General features: G+C 57.4%; 10 protein-coding genes. 2 read left to right on the top strand and 8 right to left on the bottom strand.

Annotation, left to right across the window (positions count from 1 at the left end):
* Positions 1-48 precede the first annotated feature (48 nt).
* Both RYZ27_RS12160 and mutS read right to left on the bottom strand, forming a co-directional pair.
* Positions 49-825, bottom strand: a complete 777-nt coding sequence (locus tag RYZ27_RS12160; RefSeq protein WP_406679784.1) for an enoyl-CoA hydratase — start codon at positions 823-825, stop codon at positions 49-51.
* Positions 826-930: 105 nt separating this feature from the next.
* Positions 931-3,561, bottom strand: a complete 2,631-nt coding sequence (gene mutS, locus RYZ27_RS12155) for a DNA mismatch repair protein MutS (RefSeq protein WP_406679783.1) — start codon at positions 3,559-3,561, stop codon at positions 931-933.
* Between the two features lie 176 nt (positions 3,562-3,737).
* Here mutS and RYZ27_RS12150 point away from each other — a divergent pair, with 176 nt between their 5' ends.
* Complete coding sequence (locus RYZ27_RS12150) at positions 3,738-6,020, top strand: NADP-dependent malic enzyme (RefSeq protein WP_406679782.1); 2,283 nt, start codon at positions 3,738-3,740, stop codon at positions 6,018-6,020.
* 3 nt (positions 6,021-6,023) lie between these two features.
* Here RYZ27_RS12150 and RYZ27_RS12145 read toward each other — a convergent pair whose 3' ends face one another.
* From RYZ27_RS12145 to carB, 3 genes are all read right to left on the bottom strand, one after another.
* On the bottom strand, positions 6,024-7,562 hold the full coding sequence (locus RYZ27_RS12145; RefSeq protein WP_406679781.1) for a serine hydrolase domain-containing protein: 1,539 nt from the start codon (positions 7,560-7,562) through the stop codon (positions 6,024-6,026).
* A gap of 88 nt (positions 7,563-7,650) precedes the next feature.
* Positions 7,651-8,124, bottom strand: coding sequence for a transcription elongation factor GreA (gene greA / locus RYZ27_RS12140; RefSeq protein WP_406679780.1), 474 nt, complete (start codon positions 8,122-8,124; stop codon positions 7,651-7,653).
* A gap of 105 nt (positions 8,125-8,229) precedes the next feature.
* Positions 8,230-11,493 carry a carbamoyl-phosphate synthase large subunit gene (gene carB / locus RYZ27_RS12135; RefSeq protein ID WP_406679779.1) on the bottom strand — a complete coding sequence of 1,088 codons (3,264 nt, stop codon included), beginning with the start codon at positions 11,491-11,493 and terminating at the stop codon, positions 8,230-8,232.
* 228 nt (positions 11,494-11,721) lie between these two features.
* On the opposite strand from carB, the gene RYZ27_RS12130 reads away from it, so the two are divergent.
* Entirely contained in the window at positions 11,722-12,150 is a 429-nt protein-coding gene (locus tag RYZ27_RS12130; RefSeq protein WP_406679778.1) for an REDY-like protein HapK, read from the top strand.
* A gap of 72 nt (positions 12,151-12,222) precedes the next feature.
* On the opposite strand, the gene RYZ27_RS12125 is transcribed toward RYZ27_RS12130, so the two are convergent.
* From RYZ27_RS12125 to RYZ27_RS12115, 3 genes are all read right to left on the bottom strand, one after another.
* Positions 12,223-13,752 carry a Tad domain-containing protein gene (locus RYZ27_RS12125; protein ID WP_406679777.1) on the bottom strand — a complete coding sequence of 510 codons (1,530 nt, stop codon included), beginning with the start codon at positions 13,750-13,752 and terminating at the stop codon, positions 12,223-12,225.
* Between the two features lie 69 nt (positions 13,753-13,821).
* Entirely contained in the window at positions 13,822-15,027 is a 1,206-nt protein-coding gene (locus tag RYZ27_RS12120; protein WP_406679776.1) for a Tad domain-containing protein, read from the bottom strand.
* Between the two features lie 132 nt (positions 15,028-15,159).
* A complete protein-coding gene (locus RYZ27_RS12115) occupies positions 15,160-16,350 on the bottom strand; it encodes an acyl-CoA dehydrogenase family protein (RefSeq protein ID WP_406679775.1) in 1,191 nt (396 codons plus the stop codon).
* Positions 16,351-16,401 lie beyond the last annotated feature (51 nt).

Genomic DNA, 16,401 nt, shown 5'->3' with positions numbered 1-16,401 from the left:
TCAACCGCTCACAGGCCGCAGATGTGAAGATTCTGCTGCCGCAAAAGACTATTGGTTTTTGAAGTGCGGCTGGCGCTTCTCAACAAAGGCTTCCATGCCCTCTTTCTGATCTTCGGTGGCGAAGAGAGAGTGGAACAGGCGACGCTCAAACATCACGCCCTGGCTGAGCGGTGTTTCGTAAGCCGCGTTGACCATTTCCTTGGTCAGCATGGCCGCTGCGCGCGGCATGGCCGCGATCTTCTTGGCAACGGCCTTGGCTTCCTCAACCAGATCATCAACCGGCACGATGCGGGAGACGAGACCGCAGCGCTCCGCCTCTTCGGCATCCATCATGCGCCCAGTCAGGCACATTTCCATAGCTTTGGACTTACCAGCAAAACGGGTCAGGCGTTGTGTGCCGCCTGCGCCGGGTGAGACACCGATGGTGATTTCCGGCTGACCAAACTTGGCTTTCTCGCCGGCAAGGATGAAGTCACACATCATCGCGAGCTCACACCCGCCGCCAAGGGCATAGCCGTTCACCGCAGCGATCAGAGGCTTGCGCATCCGCGCCGCGCGCTCCCAATTCTTGGTGATGAAGTCACTATAATAGGCATCCATATAGGATTGCTCGCGCATTTCCTTGATATCTGCGCCTGCGGCAAAGGCCTTTTTGGAGCCGGTAATGACAATACAGCCAATCTCCGGGTCATTATCGAAGCGGTCCAGCGCGGCGGTCAGATCGTCCATCAGCTGGTTGTTGAAGGCGTTCAGCGCATCGGGGCGGTTCAGAGTGATCAGCGCAACAGCGCCTTCCACCTCTGTCAGCAATGTTTCGTAGGCCATATTGTCCTTTACGGTTGGTCCTGTCTTGCGTGGGCGCGGTCTGATGCCGCTGCTCCAATCCGCGCTGTGTAGGCGAAAATATCCAGCACGTCGATAGGGGTTGGATTAGTCCTTGTTTTTCAGGCGATAGATGAGATCCAGCGCCTCACGGGGGGTAAGAGAGTCCGGGTCTATTGTCTCTAGCAGGTCGAGTGCCGGGTGGGACATTGTGGTTTCGATCGGCTCAGGCTCTTCAACAGAGGCAAAGAGCGGCAGGGCTTCAATCGTATCGGGGCTGGCTTCGAGTTTTTTGAGCACCTGCTCGGCGCGGCGGACGGCTCTTGCGGGCAGGCCGGCGAGACGGGCGACCTGTACGCCATAGGATTTGTCTGCTGGACCCGGCTGGACATCATGCAGGAAGATCAGCTCATCCTTCCATTCCTTGGCGCGCAGGGAGAGGTTCTCTGAGGCGGGGAGATCGTCGGCAAGCGTGGTCAGCTCATGATAATGGGTTGCGAAGAGAGCGCGGCACTTATTGGTGTTGTGCAAATGCTCAACTGCGGCCCAGGCAATGGCGAGGCCGTCATAGGTGGAGGTGCCCCGGCCAACCTCATCCAGAATGACAAAGCTGTTCGGGGTGGCCTGTGTCAGGATAGCCGCGGTTTCGACCATCTCGACCATAAATGTAGAGCGCCCGCGGGAGAGGTCATCGCTGGCCCCGACGCGGGAGAAGATGCGATCAGCAAGGCCAAGACGCAGCGACCGCGCCGGGACATAGAGGCCAGCCTGAGCCAAAATGACGGCAAGACAAGCCTGACGCAGATAGGTCGACTTACCAGCCATATTTGGGCCGGTGACGAGGCCGAGCCGGGGGGCAGTTTCGCCGCGGGCATCGAGTTTCAGATCATTAGCGGTAAAGCCGTCGCCCTGTTTGCGCAGGGCGGCTTCTACAACCGGGTGGCGTAGGCCCTCGGCTTCAAAGATGGGGGTGTCGCTGGTGGCAAGGGATGGGCGAACGGCGTTCGTTTCGCTGGCCCATTCGGCGCTGGCCGCGGCGACATCGAGCGTGGCAAGCGCATTGGCCGCTGCGCTTAAGGGGGCGCTGACGGTTTCGACGCGGTGGCAGAAGGTCTCAAAGAGGGCGAGTTCGCGGCCCTTGGCTATGTCTTCGGCTCGCGAGATTTTCCCGGCGAGCTCGGACAGCTCAGCGGTTGAGAAGCGGACATTTGAGGCCAGCGTCTGGCGGTGAATGAAAGTCTCGTTCAGTGGCGCGCCCATCAGTGGATCAGCATGGCGGGCCGGGACATCGATGAAATAGCCCAGCACATTGTTGAACTTGATCTTTAGGGCGCTGATCCCGGTCTGGTTGCTATAACGGGCCTGTAGCTCGGCGATGATCTTGCGGCTGTCGGATTTTAGCGTGCGGGCCTCATCCAGCGCCTCATCCCAACCCTGCGCAATGAAATTGCCATCGCGGGGCAGGGTGGGCAGCTCATCCTGAAGCGCGCGATCAAGATCATGGGTGAGGCTGGCTAAGTCTGGCGCATTGGCGAGGGTGAGGTCGTTCAGAGCCGTTTCGATCAGATGTGGCGGATTAGTCGCGGCTTTGGTGGTCTCAGCAACCGCGCGTTCGCCAGCTTTCAGGGCGCTGGCAATCGCGGCAAGATCACGTGGCCCACCGCGGCCAAGGCGAATACGAGCGCGGGCGCGTTCGAGGTCCGGGGCGTTCTTTAGCGTCTTACGAATGCTCTCGCGCAAATGGTCATTGGCGAGGAAGAAGTCGACACTGTCATAGCGCGCTGTAATGGTGGCGGCAGTCGTTTCAGGTCGGGCCAATCGCGCCGCCAGGAGACGTGCGCCGGGGGCGGTGAGGGTACGGTCTATCGTTGCGAGCAATGTACCCTGACGCGAGCCATTGAGCGCGGTGTCGATTTCGAGACTGGCGCGGGTGGCCGGATCAATGGCGAGCGCTGGTGTGTCGGCGCTGCGGCGTGGCGGATCAAGGCGGATATCTGCGCCAGCCTGCGTGATGGAGAGATAATCGAGCAGAAGACTACAAGCGGCGAGTTCGGCTTTGGTGAAGGTGCCGAAGGCATCAAGCGCGGCGATCTTGAACGCGTCTTTTAACAGGCGTTCGCCAGACTTCGCGCTGGCTGCGCCATTCGGGCGATGGGTTAGCGGTGGTCTAAGGGCTTCCAAAGCTGCGCGTGTCAGTGGCCGATCCGCATCAGCCTCTGTCAGGAGCAACTCATTCAGCGGCATAGCGCTGAGCGTGTCGCCCAAGCTTTCCGGGGCGAAGCTACGGACCTCGAAAGCACCTGTGGAGACATCACAGGCGGCCAGAGCAGCCTCAGCGCCGCCAGCGGCAAAGGCGACAGCGACCAGGGCCTGTCCCTGACGCGGTGGGAGCAGGGACTCCTCGGTAATCGTACCGGGGGTGACGATGCGCACGATGTCGCGATTGACGATGGCTTTATAACCGCGCTTTTTCGCTTCGGCGGGGGTTTCTGTCTGTTCACATACCGCAACACGCTCACCGGACTTGATAAGGCGGGCAAGATAGCCCTCAGCCGCGTGATAGGGGACGCCTGCCATCGGGATGGGTTTGCCCTCATGTTCGCCACGAGATGTCAGCGTAATATCGAGAATCTCTGCCGCGCGGGTCGCATCCTCGAAAAACAGCTCATAAAAGTCGCCCATGCGAAAAAAGAGCAGTGCATCGGGATGACGCGCCTTTATGGCAAGATATTGCGCCATAAAGGGGGTTGGGGGCTTCCCCTTTTTCACTTGTCCGCCGCTGTCAGGCATTTTTCCACCGAATCTGCAAGGTACCTCTTCCGAATAAGCCATTGCCAACGGGTTGTCGCCCATTGCGGACAGGATTAGGACGTTTGAACGTTTTTTGACCCTTCGGCTTTGAAAGGCCTGCACATATGACTTCCAAGCGTCCCAGCTTTACCGATCAGGAAGCCCTCGATTTTCACGCGCACGGCACACCGGGTAAAATCTCGATGCTGCCGACTAAGCCGATGCAGACCCAGCGCGATTTGTCACTGGCCTATAGCCCGGGTGTGGCGGTGCCAGTTGAAGCGATCGCCAAGGATGAAGACCTTGCCTATGATTATACGGCCAAGGGCAACACGGTTGCGGTAATCTCCAACGGGACGGCTATTCTGGGCCTTGGCGACCTTGGTCCTATGGCGTCCAAGCCCGTGATGGAGGGCAAGTCCGTCCTGTTCAAACGCTTTGCCGACATTGATAGTTTTGATGTCGAGGTCCAGACCAAAGAGATCGAGGAGTTCATTACGGTCGTAAAGAATATTGGTGCGACCTGGGGCGGGATTAATCTCGAGGATATTGCCTCTCCTGAATGTTTCATCATTGAAAGCACGCTGCGTGAGCAGCTCGATATTCCCGTCTTCCATGATGACCAGCATGGTACGGCGATCATTGCGGCGGCAGGGATCATCAATGCCTGTCATATTACCGGGCGTAAGATGGAAGACCTGACCGTTGCGGTGTCTGGCGCAGGCGCGGCGGGGCTTTCTGTGGCGGGCCTGATCCGGCATCTGGGTGTAAAGGCTGAGAATATCCTGATGTGTGACCGTCAGGGCGTCATCTATGAAGGGCGCACCGAAGGGATGGATCAGTTCAAGTCCGCCTTTGCGGTCAAGACTGAAAAACGCACATTGGTTGAGGCGATGGATGGTGTAGATTGTTTCCTTGGCCTGTCGGTTAAGGGCGCGGTGAACCGGGAAATGGTTCAGTCCATGGCGGCCAACCCGATCATCTTTGCGATGGCCAACCCGGACCCTGAGATCACACCAGAAGAGATCAAGGCGGTGCGCGGCGATGCGATCATTGCGACGGGCCGGTCGGACTATCCCAACCAGGTCAATAATGTTCTGGGCTTCCCCTACATTTTCCGCGGTGCCCTCGATGTTCGCGCGCGGTCGATCAATGAAGAGATGAAAGTCGCCGCCGCTAAGGCGTTGGCGGAACTGGCGCGGGAAGATGTGCCGGACGAAGTGGCGGCGGCTTATCACGGCTCACGCCCGACTTTCGGTAAGGATTACATTATCCCGACCCCGTTCGATCCGCGCCTGATCAGCTTTATCCCGCCTTTTGTGGCGCAGGCCGCGATGGATACAGGCGTTGCCCGTAAGCCAATCGAGGATATGGAAGAGTACCGCCATTCACTGGCGCGTCGCCTCGATCCAACCGCGTCCTTCCTGCAAGGGGTGCAGACGCAGGTTCGCAAGGAAAAGAAACGGATCGTGTTTGCTGAAGGCGAGGAGCCACAAGTTGTGCGCGCCGCCTTTACCTTCCAGCAGCAGGGCCTTGGCCATCCAATCCTGATCGGGCGCAGCCAACAGGTGGCCGATACGATGGCGCAAATGGGCGTTCCGGAAGGCAGCCTGGAAGTCGTCAATGCGCGTCTGTCTGACCGCAATGCCGATTATACCGATTATCTGTACGAGCGTCTGCAACGCCGCGGCTACCTGAAGCGCGATGTCCAGCGTCTGGTCAATCAGGACCGGAACGTGTTCGGCTGCTGTATGCTCGCCCATGGTGATGCTGATGGCATGGTGACCGGGGTGACACGGAATTATGATGTCTGCCTGAAAGATGTCATGCTGACGCTGGACCCGCTGCCAGATACTCAGGTCCTGGGCATGTCGATGGTGCTGAACCGCGGTAAGACCGTGTTCATTGCCGATACCAGCGTGACTGAACTTCCAGATGGACAGGCTTTGGCGGATATCGCCAAGGAGGCGGCAAAAGCGGTTAAGCGCCTTGGTTTTACCCCGCGCGTGGCCTTTGTGTCTTACTCAACCTTTGGGAATCCAATGGGAGAGCGGTCCGAAAAGGTCCGCGATGCGGTTGCGATCCTTGATAGCTGTGAGGAGTGCGATTTTGAGTATGAGGGTGATATTTCCGCTGATGTGGCGATGAACCCGATGCACAAAATGCTGTATCCGTTCTCGCGCCTGACGGATGCGGCAAATGTCCTGATTATGCCCGCTATTCACTCGGCCGCGATTGCCACCAACCTGCTGGAAGGGATGAGCCGGGCCACCGTGATCGGTCCGATCCTGCTGGGCTTTGAGAAGCCGGTACAGATCGTGTCACTGGGCGCGACTGTGAACGATGTTGTCAATCTCGCGACGGTTGCCGCTTTTGATATTGACCGTCTGGTCTGGACTGGAAACTAGGTTTTACTCACGCCGCCCGACACGGGAGCGAGCGCGCTCTCTGCGGGCGGCGTCAGTTTGGTCCTGGTCTGCAGCTTCCTCGGCTTCCGCTGCTTCCTGAGCGGCTCTCTCAGCATCAGCCATATCGATGACATTGACGATGTCGGCGGTGAACCGGGCGACATCGAACCGATCGAGGCCAGCGACGTCATAGCCACGGCGCACGATCACCAGATCACGGCTCGGGACAATCACGAGATATTGGCCGCGATTGCCGAGGCCGGCAAATGTATCGGCGGGCAGGCCCTCTGAACCGCCGAGCAGCCAGAATGCACCGCCATAGCCAAACTCGCCGCTTGTCGGTTGGGCTGGGGCGGGGCTGCTGACATAGTCAATCCAGTCCGCCGGGATAATTTGCTCACCGCCCCACTGGCCACCCTGCAGGTAGAGCTGGCCCATACGGGCCATATCACGGGCGGTCATCCAGACCTGAGAGGATGAGACATAGTCGCCTTTCCAGTCGGTTTCGAGCGTGGTGTTAAGCGCGCCAATCTTGTTGAGCACCGCTTTATAGGGATAGCTGAAATAGCGGGCGTCATCATCCAATGTCTGACGCAAGCCGCGCATGGCGACGAGCGTGTCATAATTGGAGTATTTGAACCGTGTCCCGGGCTCAGCTTCAAGCACACGCCCCTGCAGCATTTCATCAGTTGTTGTGCCGCCGAAGTAAAGTCGGTCCGTCCGCGAGCCACGTGTGCCCGATTCAAGCCCAGTCGCCATATCAAGGGCGTGGCGCAACGTGATTGCGCGGCGCGGATCAGCCCCGGAATTCCACTCGTTGAGCACCGCTTCATTATCGAGCCCCATCAGGCCGTCCTGCACCGCCGCACCGATAATTGTAGAGGTTAGCGATTTGGCGACTGACCAGGTGCGCTGAGGTGTCTCGGCAGTTATGCCCCGGGCATAATCCTCAGCCAGCACTTTCCCGTTGCGGACCACCACGACGGCACTGGTGCGGGTACCCTCGCCATAGGTTTGGCCATCAAAAGCGAAGCTAACCGGGATGCCGAGCCGTCCAAGCGCAAGAGGATTGTCATTTGCAGTATAGGTCACCCCATCGCCGATGACCGGAGCGCGGTCAGATTCCAGACGCGCGCGTGGATTGGCAAAGCGGGGCAGGAAATCTGCGGCTTCAGGGCCAGCACCGATTGGCAAGAGCGAGCAGCCCATGCCCTGACGCCATTGCGCAATCCGTGGGGGCATATTGCGATCAAAGCGAACAGAGACCCGGCGATTGCGCTCATCAATATTGGCATCGGAGAGACCAGCCATGAACGGACGGTAATCTGTATAGATGCCATCAAGCTCGTTGGCTTCGATAACGGCTTCCCGGTGTCCGGCAATGAAGGTGCCTGAACAAGTGAACAGGGCTTTGTATCCCGCTGCTAAAGCCTGTTTGGTGGCATCGCTGGCGGTTTCATTTTGCGCACTGGCAGGCAGGGCGAGGAGACCGAAAGCAAGGCTAGAAGCAAGAACAGACAAGGCGAACATGGGTTGGCGCATAATGTCACTCCGCAAAGACTAGAAAAAAGGACCTAACCGTATTCGATTAGGTCCCACAAGCGGCGGAAATGCGGCAGCGTTTTACAGCTTAAAGAAAAGCCACGTCTGCGATTTCATAAACGCGCGCCCCGCCGGGGGCCGCAACTTCAGCTTCATCGCCAGCTTCCTTGCCAATCAGGGCGCGGGCCATAGGCGAGGTGTTGGAGATTTTACCGTTTCGGATAGAGGCTTCATCCTCACCAACGATGCGGTAAGTAAACTCTTCTTCAGTGTCGACGTCGATGATGGTTACGCTTGCGCCGAACACGACTTTTGAGCCTTTAATCTTGCTCATGTCGATGACTTCAGCACGCGAGAGCTTGTCTTCCAGCTCGACGATGCGGCCTTCAATGAAGGACTGTTTTTCCTTCGCGGCGTGGTATTCAGCATTCTCTGAAAGATCGCCATGCTCACGGGCAACCGAGATGGCCTGAATCACCGCGGGGCGTTCGACCGACTTAAGATTTTTCAATTCTTCCTCAAGGGCGGCATGGCCCTCGACCGTCATAGGTGTTCTTTGCATTGGATATATACCGTTACTCTTTGGATGGAGCGTCCGATCAAAATCGATTGGCGTCAAGTGGTGTGACTGCCGCTGCGTTACAAGGCCTGCAGTTTAAACTGCTGATCAGGCGTCTTGCAAGGATCGCACCGTTAGATCGCGTGTGCGCTTGACCTCAATCGCCTGCACCGAGGCGACCGAAGACGATAGCGTGGTGAAATAGGGGATGTTGTTGACCACGGCGGTGCGGCGGATCGACTTGGAGTCTTCCAGCGATTGCATGCCCTCAGTGGTGTTGAAAACGAGATCGATTTTGCCGTTGATCATGTCGTCAACAATGTTGTCGCGGCCATCGATGACCTTGCGGACGGACCCGGCCTCAACGCCATGCTCGCTCAGGAATTCCTGGGTGCCGGTCGTGGCGACCAGCTTAAAGCCCATCTCGATCAGTTTGCGAGCAGCGGGCAGGACATCCTGCTTGTCACCATTCTTTAGGGAGACAAAGACCGTGCCAGAGGTTGGCAGGCTGACCCCTGCGGCAATCTGGGATTTCAGGAAGGCGGCGCCGAAATCGTCGTCCCAGCCCATAACCTCGCCGGTTGAACGCATTTCCGGGCCAAGCTGGGGGTCGACATTGGCAAAGCGCGCAAATGGGAAGACGGCTTCTTTCACTGCGACGCGTTTTGGATTGGCGTGGCGCAGGTCAAAGTCTGTTAGCGGTTTGTCGGCCATCAGTTTCGCTGCGATGCGGGCAATTGGCGCGCCGACAGCTTTGGCCACGAAAGGCACGGTCCGGCTGGCGCGCGGATTGGCTTCGAGGACATAAATATCTTCGCCTTTGACCGCATACTGAATATTGATCAGGCCTTTGACATTCAGCGCCTTGGCAAGCGCAATGGTTTGCTCGGTCAGGCGGCCAATGATGGCTGGCGCGAGCGTATAGGGCGGCAGGGCGCAGGCGCTGTCCCCGGAGTGCACGCCGGCCTCTTCAATATGCTCCATGATGCCCGCGACATGGACATCCTGTCCGTCGCACAGGGCGTCAACGTCAACTTCGATGGCATCGGAGAGATAGCGATCAAGGAAGAGGGAGGCATCGCCAGAGACGGAGAGCGCATATTCGGCATAGGCGCGGACATCTTCGTCGCCATGACAGATCCGCATGGCGGTTCCGGACAGGACGAAAGATGGGCGCAGCATGATTGGATAGCCAAGCTCTGCGGCTTTTTCGAGGGTTTCCTCAACGCTGCGGGCTGTGGCGCTCGGCGGTTGCTGAATGCCAAGGTCGGCAAGCAGGGCTGACCATTGCTTGCGATCTTCGGCAAGGTCGATGCTGTCCGGGCTGGTGCCAAGGATCGGGATGCCTGCCTTGTTAAGCGGTTGGGCAAGCTTGAGCGGGGTCTGGCCGCCAAACTGGACAATCACGCCAGCAAGATCGCCTTTGGACTGTTCCTTATGAATAATCTCGGAGACATGTTCCTCGGTCAGCGGCTCGAAATAAAGGCGATCAGAAGTGTCATAGTCGGTTGAGACGGTTTCCGGGTTACAGTTGACCATGATCGATTCAATGTCGATCTCCGCCATCGCGAAGGCGGCATGGCAGCAGCAATAATCAAACTCGATCCCTTGCCCGATGCGGTTCGGGCCACCGCCCAGAATGATCGCTTTCTTGCGATCCGATGGCAGCGCTTCGCAATCGGCTTCGGCCTGTCCAAAAGCCGGGTGCTCATAGGTTGAGTAGAGATAGGGTGTCTTGGCTGCGAATTCAGCCGCACACGTATCGATCCGCTTATAGACCGGGCGCACATTCAGGGCGTGGCGGGCGGCGCGAACGTCCGCTTCGGTTTGCCCTGTCAGCTCAGCCAGCCGGGCATCGGAGAAGCCCATGCCTTTCAGGCTGGTAAAGGCCTCGCGTGTGGTGGGCAGGCCGTCGCGGCGAATATCGTCTTCGACAGCAACGATCTGGGCGATCTGGCGCAGGAACCAGTGATCAATGCTGGTAACAGCGTAAACGTCTTCGACAGACAGCCCCATACGGAAGGCCTGCGCGACGACGCGGAGGCGGTCCGGGGTCTGCTGGCCGAGCTTGGCGCGCAGGGCGTTCTCTGTATCGAACGCCATCTCATCCAGGCCGCTTAAGCCGGTTTCGAGGGAGCAGAGTGCCTTTTGCAGGCTTTCCTGAAAGTTCCGGCCAATCGCCATGGCTTCACCGACCGATTTCATCGCCGTGGTCAGGACCGGATCGGCGCCAACGAATTTCTCAAACGCAAAGCGCGGGATTTTGGTGACGACATAATCAATCGTTGGCTCGAATGAGGCCGGGGTGACGCCGGTAATGTCATTGTCGAGTTCGTCGAGCGTATAACCAACGGCCAGCTTTGCGGCGATTTTGGCGATTGGGAAGCCCGTGGCTTTTGAGGCGAGGGCCGATGAGCGGCTCACCCGGGGGTTCATCTCGATAACAACCAGACGGCCATCTTTCGGGTTCACTGCGAATTGGACGTTCGATCCACCCGTTTCCACACCAATCTCGCGCAGAACGGCGAGCGAAGCATTCCGCATCACTTGATACTCACGGTCGGTCAGGGTCAGGGCCGGGGCGACGGTGATCGAGTCACCGGTGTGGACACCCATTGGGTCAATATTCTCAATCGAGCAGATAATGATGGCATTGTCGGCTTTGTCGCGGACAACCTCCATCTCATATTCTTTCCAGCCCAGAAGGCTTTCATCGACGAGGATTTGCGCGACCGGGGAGGCTGCGATGCCCGAGCGACAAATCTCTTCATACTCCTCGATATTGTAAGCCACGCCGCCGCCTGTGCCACCAAGGGTGAAGGCCGGGCGGATGATGGCGGGCAGGCCGACATAATCGATTGCGTCCATGGCATTCTTCAGGCCGGTAATCCGGTCATAGGAGCCATCTTCATTCTTCGGTGAGGAGATGATGGTGGCACGCGGATTTTCGAGGCCAATCCGGTCCATGGCTTCGCGGAACAGTTTGCGGTCTTCAGCCATATTGATGGCTTCTGCGCGGGCACCGATCAGTTCGACCCCGTGCTTTGACAAAACCCCCGCCTGATCAAGGGCGAGGGCACAGTTAAGAGCGGTTTGTCCGCCCATGGTTGGCAGCAGGGCGTCGGGCTTTTCCTTGGCGATAATCTTTTCGACAAAGTCCGGCGTGATCGGCTCAATATAGGTCGCATCCGCCAGCCCGGGATCAGTCATAATGGTCGCCGGGTTGGAGTTAACCAGAATGACCCGGTAGCCCTCATCCTTCAGGGCTTTAATCGCCTGCACACCGGAATAATCGAACTCGCAGGCCTGACCGATAATGATTGGGCCGGCACCAATGACGAGGATGGACTGAATATCGGTGCGTTTGGGCATCTCTTTTTTTCCTCGTCTTGCACTGTTTGGTCAGGGTGCGGGCAAACGGCTGGCGTATAGCGAGGAGTCGGGGTGGGGGGCAAGGAAAAACGTGGAAAATAACACAAGCTTCTTTGTCGCGGGGCCGTGCGGGCGATTTTGAGTCGATAGAGTTCGGCCATCAACGTCCCCCCTAGGGGGGATGAGGCGCGATCAGATCAATGCATACTGCCTTCAGGAGGAGAGGGTATGATGAAACGTGCTTTGGCAGGTTTCGCCGCGGCCAGCCTGATCATGGCTGGTTGCGCGCAAACGGTGGCGCTCGCGCAGGCGGAGCCAGCTGCAGCGACCGAGGCCGATGTGTCGGTCAATCTGATTTTGATTTACAGCTTGCAGGATGGGGTGACCCCGGAGGACTTTGAGGCCTGGGTGCGCGATATTGATTATCCGAAAATGCGCGGTCTTGCGCGGGTCGATGACTTCCGGACCTATCGCGCTGAGCGGCTGCTGATGGGGGAGGGTGAGCCGAGCGTTCAATACATCGAGGCGTTCGCGATCACTGATCTTGAAGGGTTCATTGCCGAGGATATGGGCGGGGAAACCATTCAGTCTGTGATGGGGCAATTCATGGGTTTCGCTGAGGCCCCACAATTCATTGTGGTGGACGAGGTGAAGTAAGAGACGGCTTGCACCTGTCGTTTCTTCAACTGGGCGATGGTTCTAAGTGGATGAACCATCGCCCTTTTTCTTTTATTCGATCAGGCGGGCTTCACGTCTTGGCTCGATCAGCACCGGAATGCTGGTTTTTTCCGGCTTGAAATCAATTTTCAGTTTGGAATTGTTCAGCATAGCAAGCCGGTTGACTACGATCTGTAGGAGTGGGGAGGTCTGCTCGCCTGTGCCATTACCGGAGAAAAAGAAGTTCTGCGTTGGCAGGTAGATCAGGCCAACCAAACTGACTTTCCCTTGCCCGGTAAAGCGTGAAATCATGTGCTCATTGCCTTTGGCCGTTTGTCTGTCTTCGGCCAGCGCGATGCCTGCCGTTGGGCCGCTTTCCGGAGCGGTCAGTTTAAACTGGGCCTGATCGGACACACGCAGGAACGCGCCCTGATCGACGAAAATGATGGTTACTCCATCAGCGGTCAGCGTAGCTTTGCGACGGACCGTCATCGGCGCGCCTTTTATGAAATAGACCCCTGGCTGCATTTCGACATGCCCCCAGGCGACATCAAGACCGCAATAGGTGCCCGGTGAGAGTTTGTCTGTGACGACACTGAAAACGCGATCCTCCGCATAGCTTTCAAGTGGGGCATTATCGACGAGGGAGAGCTGGTAGAACTCATTTAGCGCATTCCCGGCCTCGGACGCCTCTTCAAGCGTACCGAACAGACCGAAGGTCAGATTGTCATTTGCTGTATTCGGATCATTGCCCCAGCCACAGTTTCCATCAAGGCCCGCATTTGTATTGTAGCAGTCTTTGATCTCATTTTCCTTGGGGGTTCTATTCTGCTTCAAATAGCGGGCTGGAGGCTTAAACAGAGTTGGCTTGGTGCACATATCTGGTTCTGGGGGTGTCCAACTCGCCATCGGGTCGTCAATCTGATCGCAGTGTTCAGAGACCAGATTATCAACATTCATCCGGCGTCCAATGCGCGCGCGCCCGGCTGCACAGAGGTAACGGATAATGGTTTCCTTGTTACGTAGAATGATGCTGTTGCGGCGCTTGGAGTTGGCCCAGCCGATACAGTCTGCTGCTTTGAGAACCGATTGGTCGCGCAGGATAATCCCTGACTGCTCGGTTGAGAGCGCGAGAGCGCAGAGCGGGAAGCCCCAGGTCGCGGATGCGACGGCGCGGCGGCGGATATCCACATTGGCATTGCGGCCTGACATGCGGGCCGCAGCATTGACCGGCTTGAACTGAACCTCGACAGCGATTTTCAGTTTCTGACCATAAATGTCTTCCGAGACGGCCCCGATATCGATATCCGTCAGGCTATGTTCGGCATTCTCATTGGCCAGGGATTGGGCCTGCACTCTGGCGGCTTCCAGACGATCCTGCACTTTCGGCATATCTGAGTTTAGGAAAGCAATAGCCCCGCCCAGAGCTGAACTGTCGGCGGTTTTCTGCAAATTGTTGGCTGAGCGCGTATCCATGGAAAGCGCAACTGTGCCGCCAACAAGCGCCAACACAGCCGCGATGCAGATCATGAACATCGGCATGACGCTGCCGGACACGTCCCGTGCCCAAGCCGTTACAGAAGATAATTTCCGCCTTTCCATACCTGCTATATATCTGAAATTGTGAAATTATTTGCTTCAGAATTGAGCAGAAGTTCCAGTTTCACTTAACTACTCAATAAGCCTAGCGGTGCGCTCAGGTTGAATAACGACGGGAAGTTCGGTCTTGGTCGGGTCGAAATCGATGTTCAGCTCAACATTGCCATACAGATTTATGCGATCAACGACCATCTGAATGTAAGGGGATTTGGTGCGGCCGCCACCGCCCTGACGGATTGTCATATGGTAGGATGGCAGGTAAAGCAGACCCTGAAGGTCGAGCTTACCTTGAATGTAGGCGCGCTTGATGTCTTCTGTACGGGGGACGATCTGTGCGATGGCGATCCCGGCGGTTTCGCCTTTTACTGGCGCGCGCATCTTCACGCCGCCATCTCCGTTTATCGCGATACCGGAGAGTTTGCCATCCAGAAGGAAGGTTACCCCGTCAATTTCAATCGGTGATTTAGCATTCAGGCTAAGCGGCCCGTCACGAATGACATAAATGCCAGGCTCAAAGGAGACATCTTTCATGTCCCAGGCATCAATTCCACCGCAATAGACACCCGGTTTGAGCGTATAGCTTCGCTTCCGGCGGAACTTGAAATTGGTGTGATCACATGTCTGTGGCACGGCGACGGAGAAGCCGGCGAGGGGGTCAGGGATTTGCGTGCATCCTGTTTCCGGTTTCGGGCTTGCGCGATTTTCGCCTTTGACGCGACCAGCCGTGCAGATGCCGCGCGCGACCAGCTTCCCATTGATCAGGGAGATTGATTCCCGATCCTTTGAGTTTGACCAGATGATGCAGTTTTCAGCCGTGAGCTGGCCGCTAGTCAGCAGACGAACACCGCGACCTGTTTCACCGAGCGTCAGAATACAGAGTGGAAAGCCCCGAACGGCTTCGGCAACTGCGCGGCGACGCATATCAATATTGGCGTTGCGCCCGGTCAGGCCAGCGGCAGCGTTGACGGATTGAAATTCAACCTCGACAGCCATTTTGATCGATTGCTTGAAGGCATCATCAGAGGCGGCGAGCACATCGAAATCGCTAAGCTTATAGGCGGCATTCTGTTCGGCAGCGCGTAGGGCCTGATCCTTGGCATCTTGCAGGCGGTCTTCGACTTTCAGCTTGTTGCTGGCAATAAAGGCTGTCGCGCCGCTCAAAGCAGCTTCATCCGTCGTGCGCTGAAGCTGCAGAGCTGCGCGCGAGTCCATGTTGAGGGAGAGGCTGGCCCCAATCAATGCCAGTATAGCGGTCAGACAAATTATGAAGATAGGCATGATATTGCCATCTTCGTTCCGTCTCAATTTGATGTAGACATGCTTCATACTTGTCCCCGCCTGGGCGACAAATATGCCGCAATCGCGTGAACCAAGACTTTTGCAGGTCCCTGAAATTTTATCGAAGTTTAGTTATAGACCCAGTACGCGCTTGGCGATGATATTCTTCTGAATCTCATTGGTGCCGCCATAGATGGTCTGGGCGCGGGTGCCGAGATAGGTGGCAACGCCGGGAGCGGCATAGGCGGTATGCCCGGTCCAGTCCGGGCTGACACTGTCGGCAAACTTGCGCTGACCATGTGCGGCGGCGAGATCAAGATAGAGCGTGGTGATCTGCTGGGCGGTTTCGGTGGCGAGGATTTTGATGATTGAGGCTTCCTTGCCGGGACTGCCGCCATCCTTGACCGCTGAGAGGACGCGCAGGACGGTCATTTCAAGGCCATCGACGGCCATGTCTGCGGCTGTGAGTTTCTGAGCGAAGGCTTCATCATCGATGAGGCGAGTATTGCCCCCGGTCGGCTCGGCGCTGGCGAGGCGGCGAATATGCGAGAGTTGCTTTCGCTTGCCGCCGATCCGGGCATAGGATGTGCGCTCAAAACCAAGCAGGAACTGGCTATAGGTCCAGCCCTTACCCTCTTCGCCGATGCGGTAATCGACGGGCACGCGGACATTCTCAAACGTTACCGAGTTGAGGACATGTTTGCCATCAATCGTGATGATGGGGTGTAAGGAAACGCCGGGGCGGTCCATTTCGCAACAGATAAAGGAAATGCCTTCCTGTTTCTTGGCCTCTCTTGAGGTGCGCGCGAGCAGGAAAATCCAGTCCGCATGCTGGGCGGCGCTGGTCCATATCTTGGTGCCATTGAGCACGTATTCATCGCCCTCACGCACCGCGGAGAATTGCAGGGAGGCGAGGTCTGAGCCGCTTTCAGGCTCGCTATAGCCCTGACCCCAGCCATCGCGGCCAGAGCTGATACCCTCAAGCCACTTTTCCTTTTGGGTATCAGAACCAAACGTATAGATGATCGGACCGACATAGATGACGCCCATCGGGGTGACGGTTGGCACGCCTGCGCGTTCCAGCTCTTCATCGAAGACGTATTGTTCCTCAAGGCTCCAGCCTGGCCCGCCATATTCAGACGGCCAGGCCGAGGCGAGCCAGCCTTTGGCACCGAGGGCCATCTCGGATTTGCGCACTTCAGCCGTGGTCAGGCTTTGTCCACGCGCGGTTTTCTCAATGATATCCTTGGGAAAGTCGCGTTCAAAAAAGCTGCGAACTTCGGCGCGGAACGGCTCAAGGGCGGGATTTGCTGTCAGGTCCATGACGTGAGTGTACCAAGGGACAGCGCAGGTGAAAGACCTGACCGAGCGGCA

This window comes from Hyphomonas sp. FCG-A18, assembly GCF_045287255.1.
Classification (GTDB): Bacteria; Pseudomonadota; Alphaproteobacteria; order Caulobacterales; family Hyphomonadaceae; genus Henriciella.
Note: the sequence above shows the minus strand (reverse complement) of the source record. Positions and strands in the feature narration are given on the sequence as shown.

What these genes read in the sequence shown, in the direction of transcription:
- RYZ27_RS12160 (WP_406679784.1), bottom strand. Translation starts at nt 825, where the DNA reads ATGGCCTACGAAACATTGCTGACAGAGGTGGAAGGCGCTGTTGCGCTG.
- mutS (WP_406679783.1), bottom strand. Translation starts at nt 3,561, where the DNA reads ATGGCGCAATATCTTGCCATAAAGGCGCGTCATCCCGATGCACTGCTC.
- RYZ27_RS12150 (WP_406679782.1), top strand. Translation starts at nt 3,738, where the DNA reads ATGACTTCCAAGCGTCCCAGCTTTACCGATCAGGAAGCCCTCGATTTT.
- RYZ27_RS12145 (WP_406679781.1), bottom strand. Translation starts at nt 7,562, where the DNA reads ATGCGCCAACCCATGTTCGCCTTGTCTGTTCTTGCTTCTAGCCTTGCT.
- greA (WP_406679780.1), bottom strand. Translation starts at nt 8,124, where the DNA reads ATGCAAAGAACACCTATGACGGTCGAGGGCCATGCCGCCCTTGAGGAA.
- carB (WP_406679779.1), bottom strand. Translation starts at nt 11,493, where the DNA reads ATGCCCAAACGCACCGATATTCAGTCCATCCTCGTCATTGGTGCCGGC.
- RYZ27_RS12130 (WP_406679778.1), top strand. Translation starts at nt 11,722, where the DNA reads ATGATGAAACGTGCTTTGGCAGGTTTCGCCGCGGCCAGCCTGATCATG.
- RYZ27_RS12125 (WP_406679777.1), bottom strand. Translation starts at nt 13,752, where the DNA reads ATGGAAAGGCGGAAATTATCTTCTGTAACGGCTTGGGCACGGGACGTG.
- RYZ27_RS12120 (WP_406679776.1), bottom strand. Translation starts at nt 15,027, where the DNA reads ATGCCTATCTTCATAATTTGTCTGACCGCTATACTGGCATTGATTGGG.
- RYZ27_RS12115 (WP_406679775.1), bottom strand. Translation starts at nt 16,350, where the DNA reads ATGGACCTGACAGCAAATCCCGCCCTTGAGCCGTTCCGCGCCGAAGTT.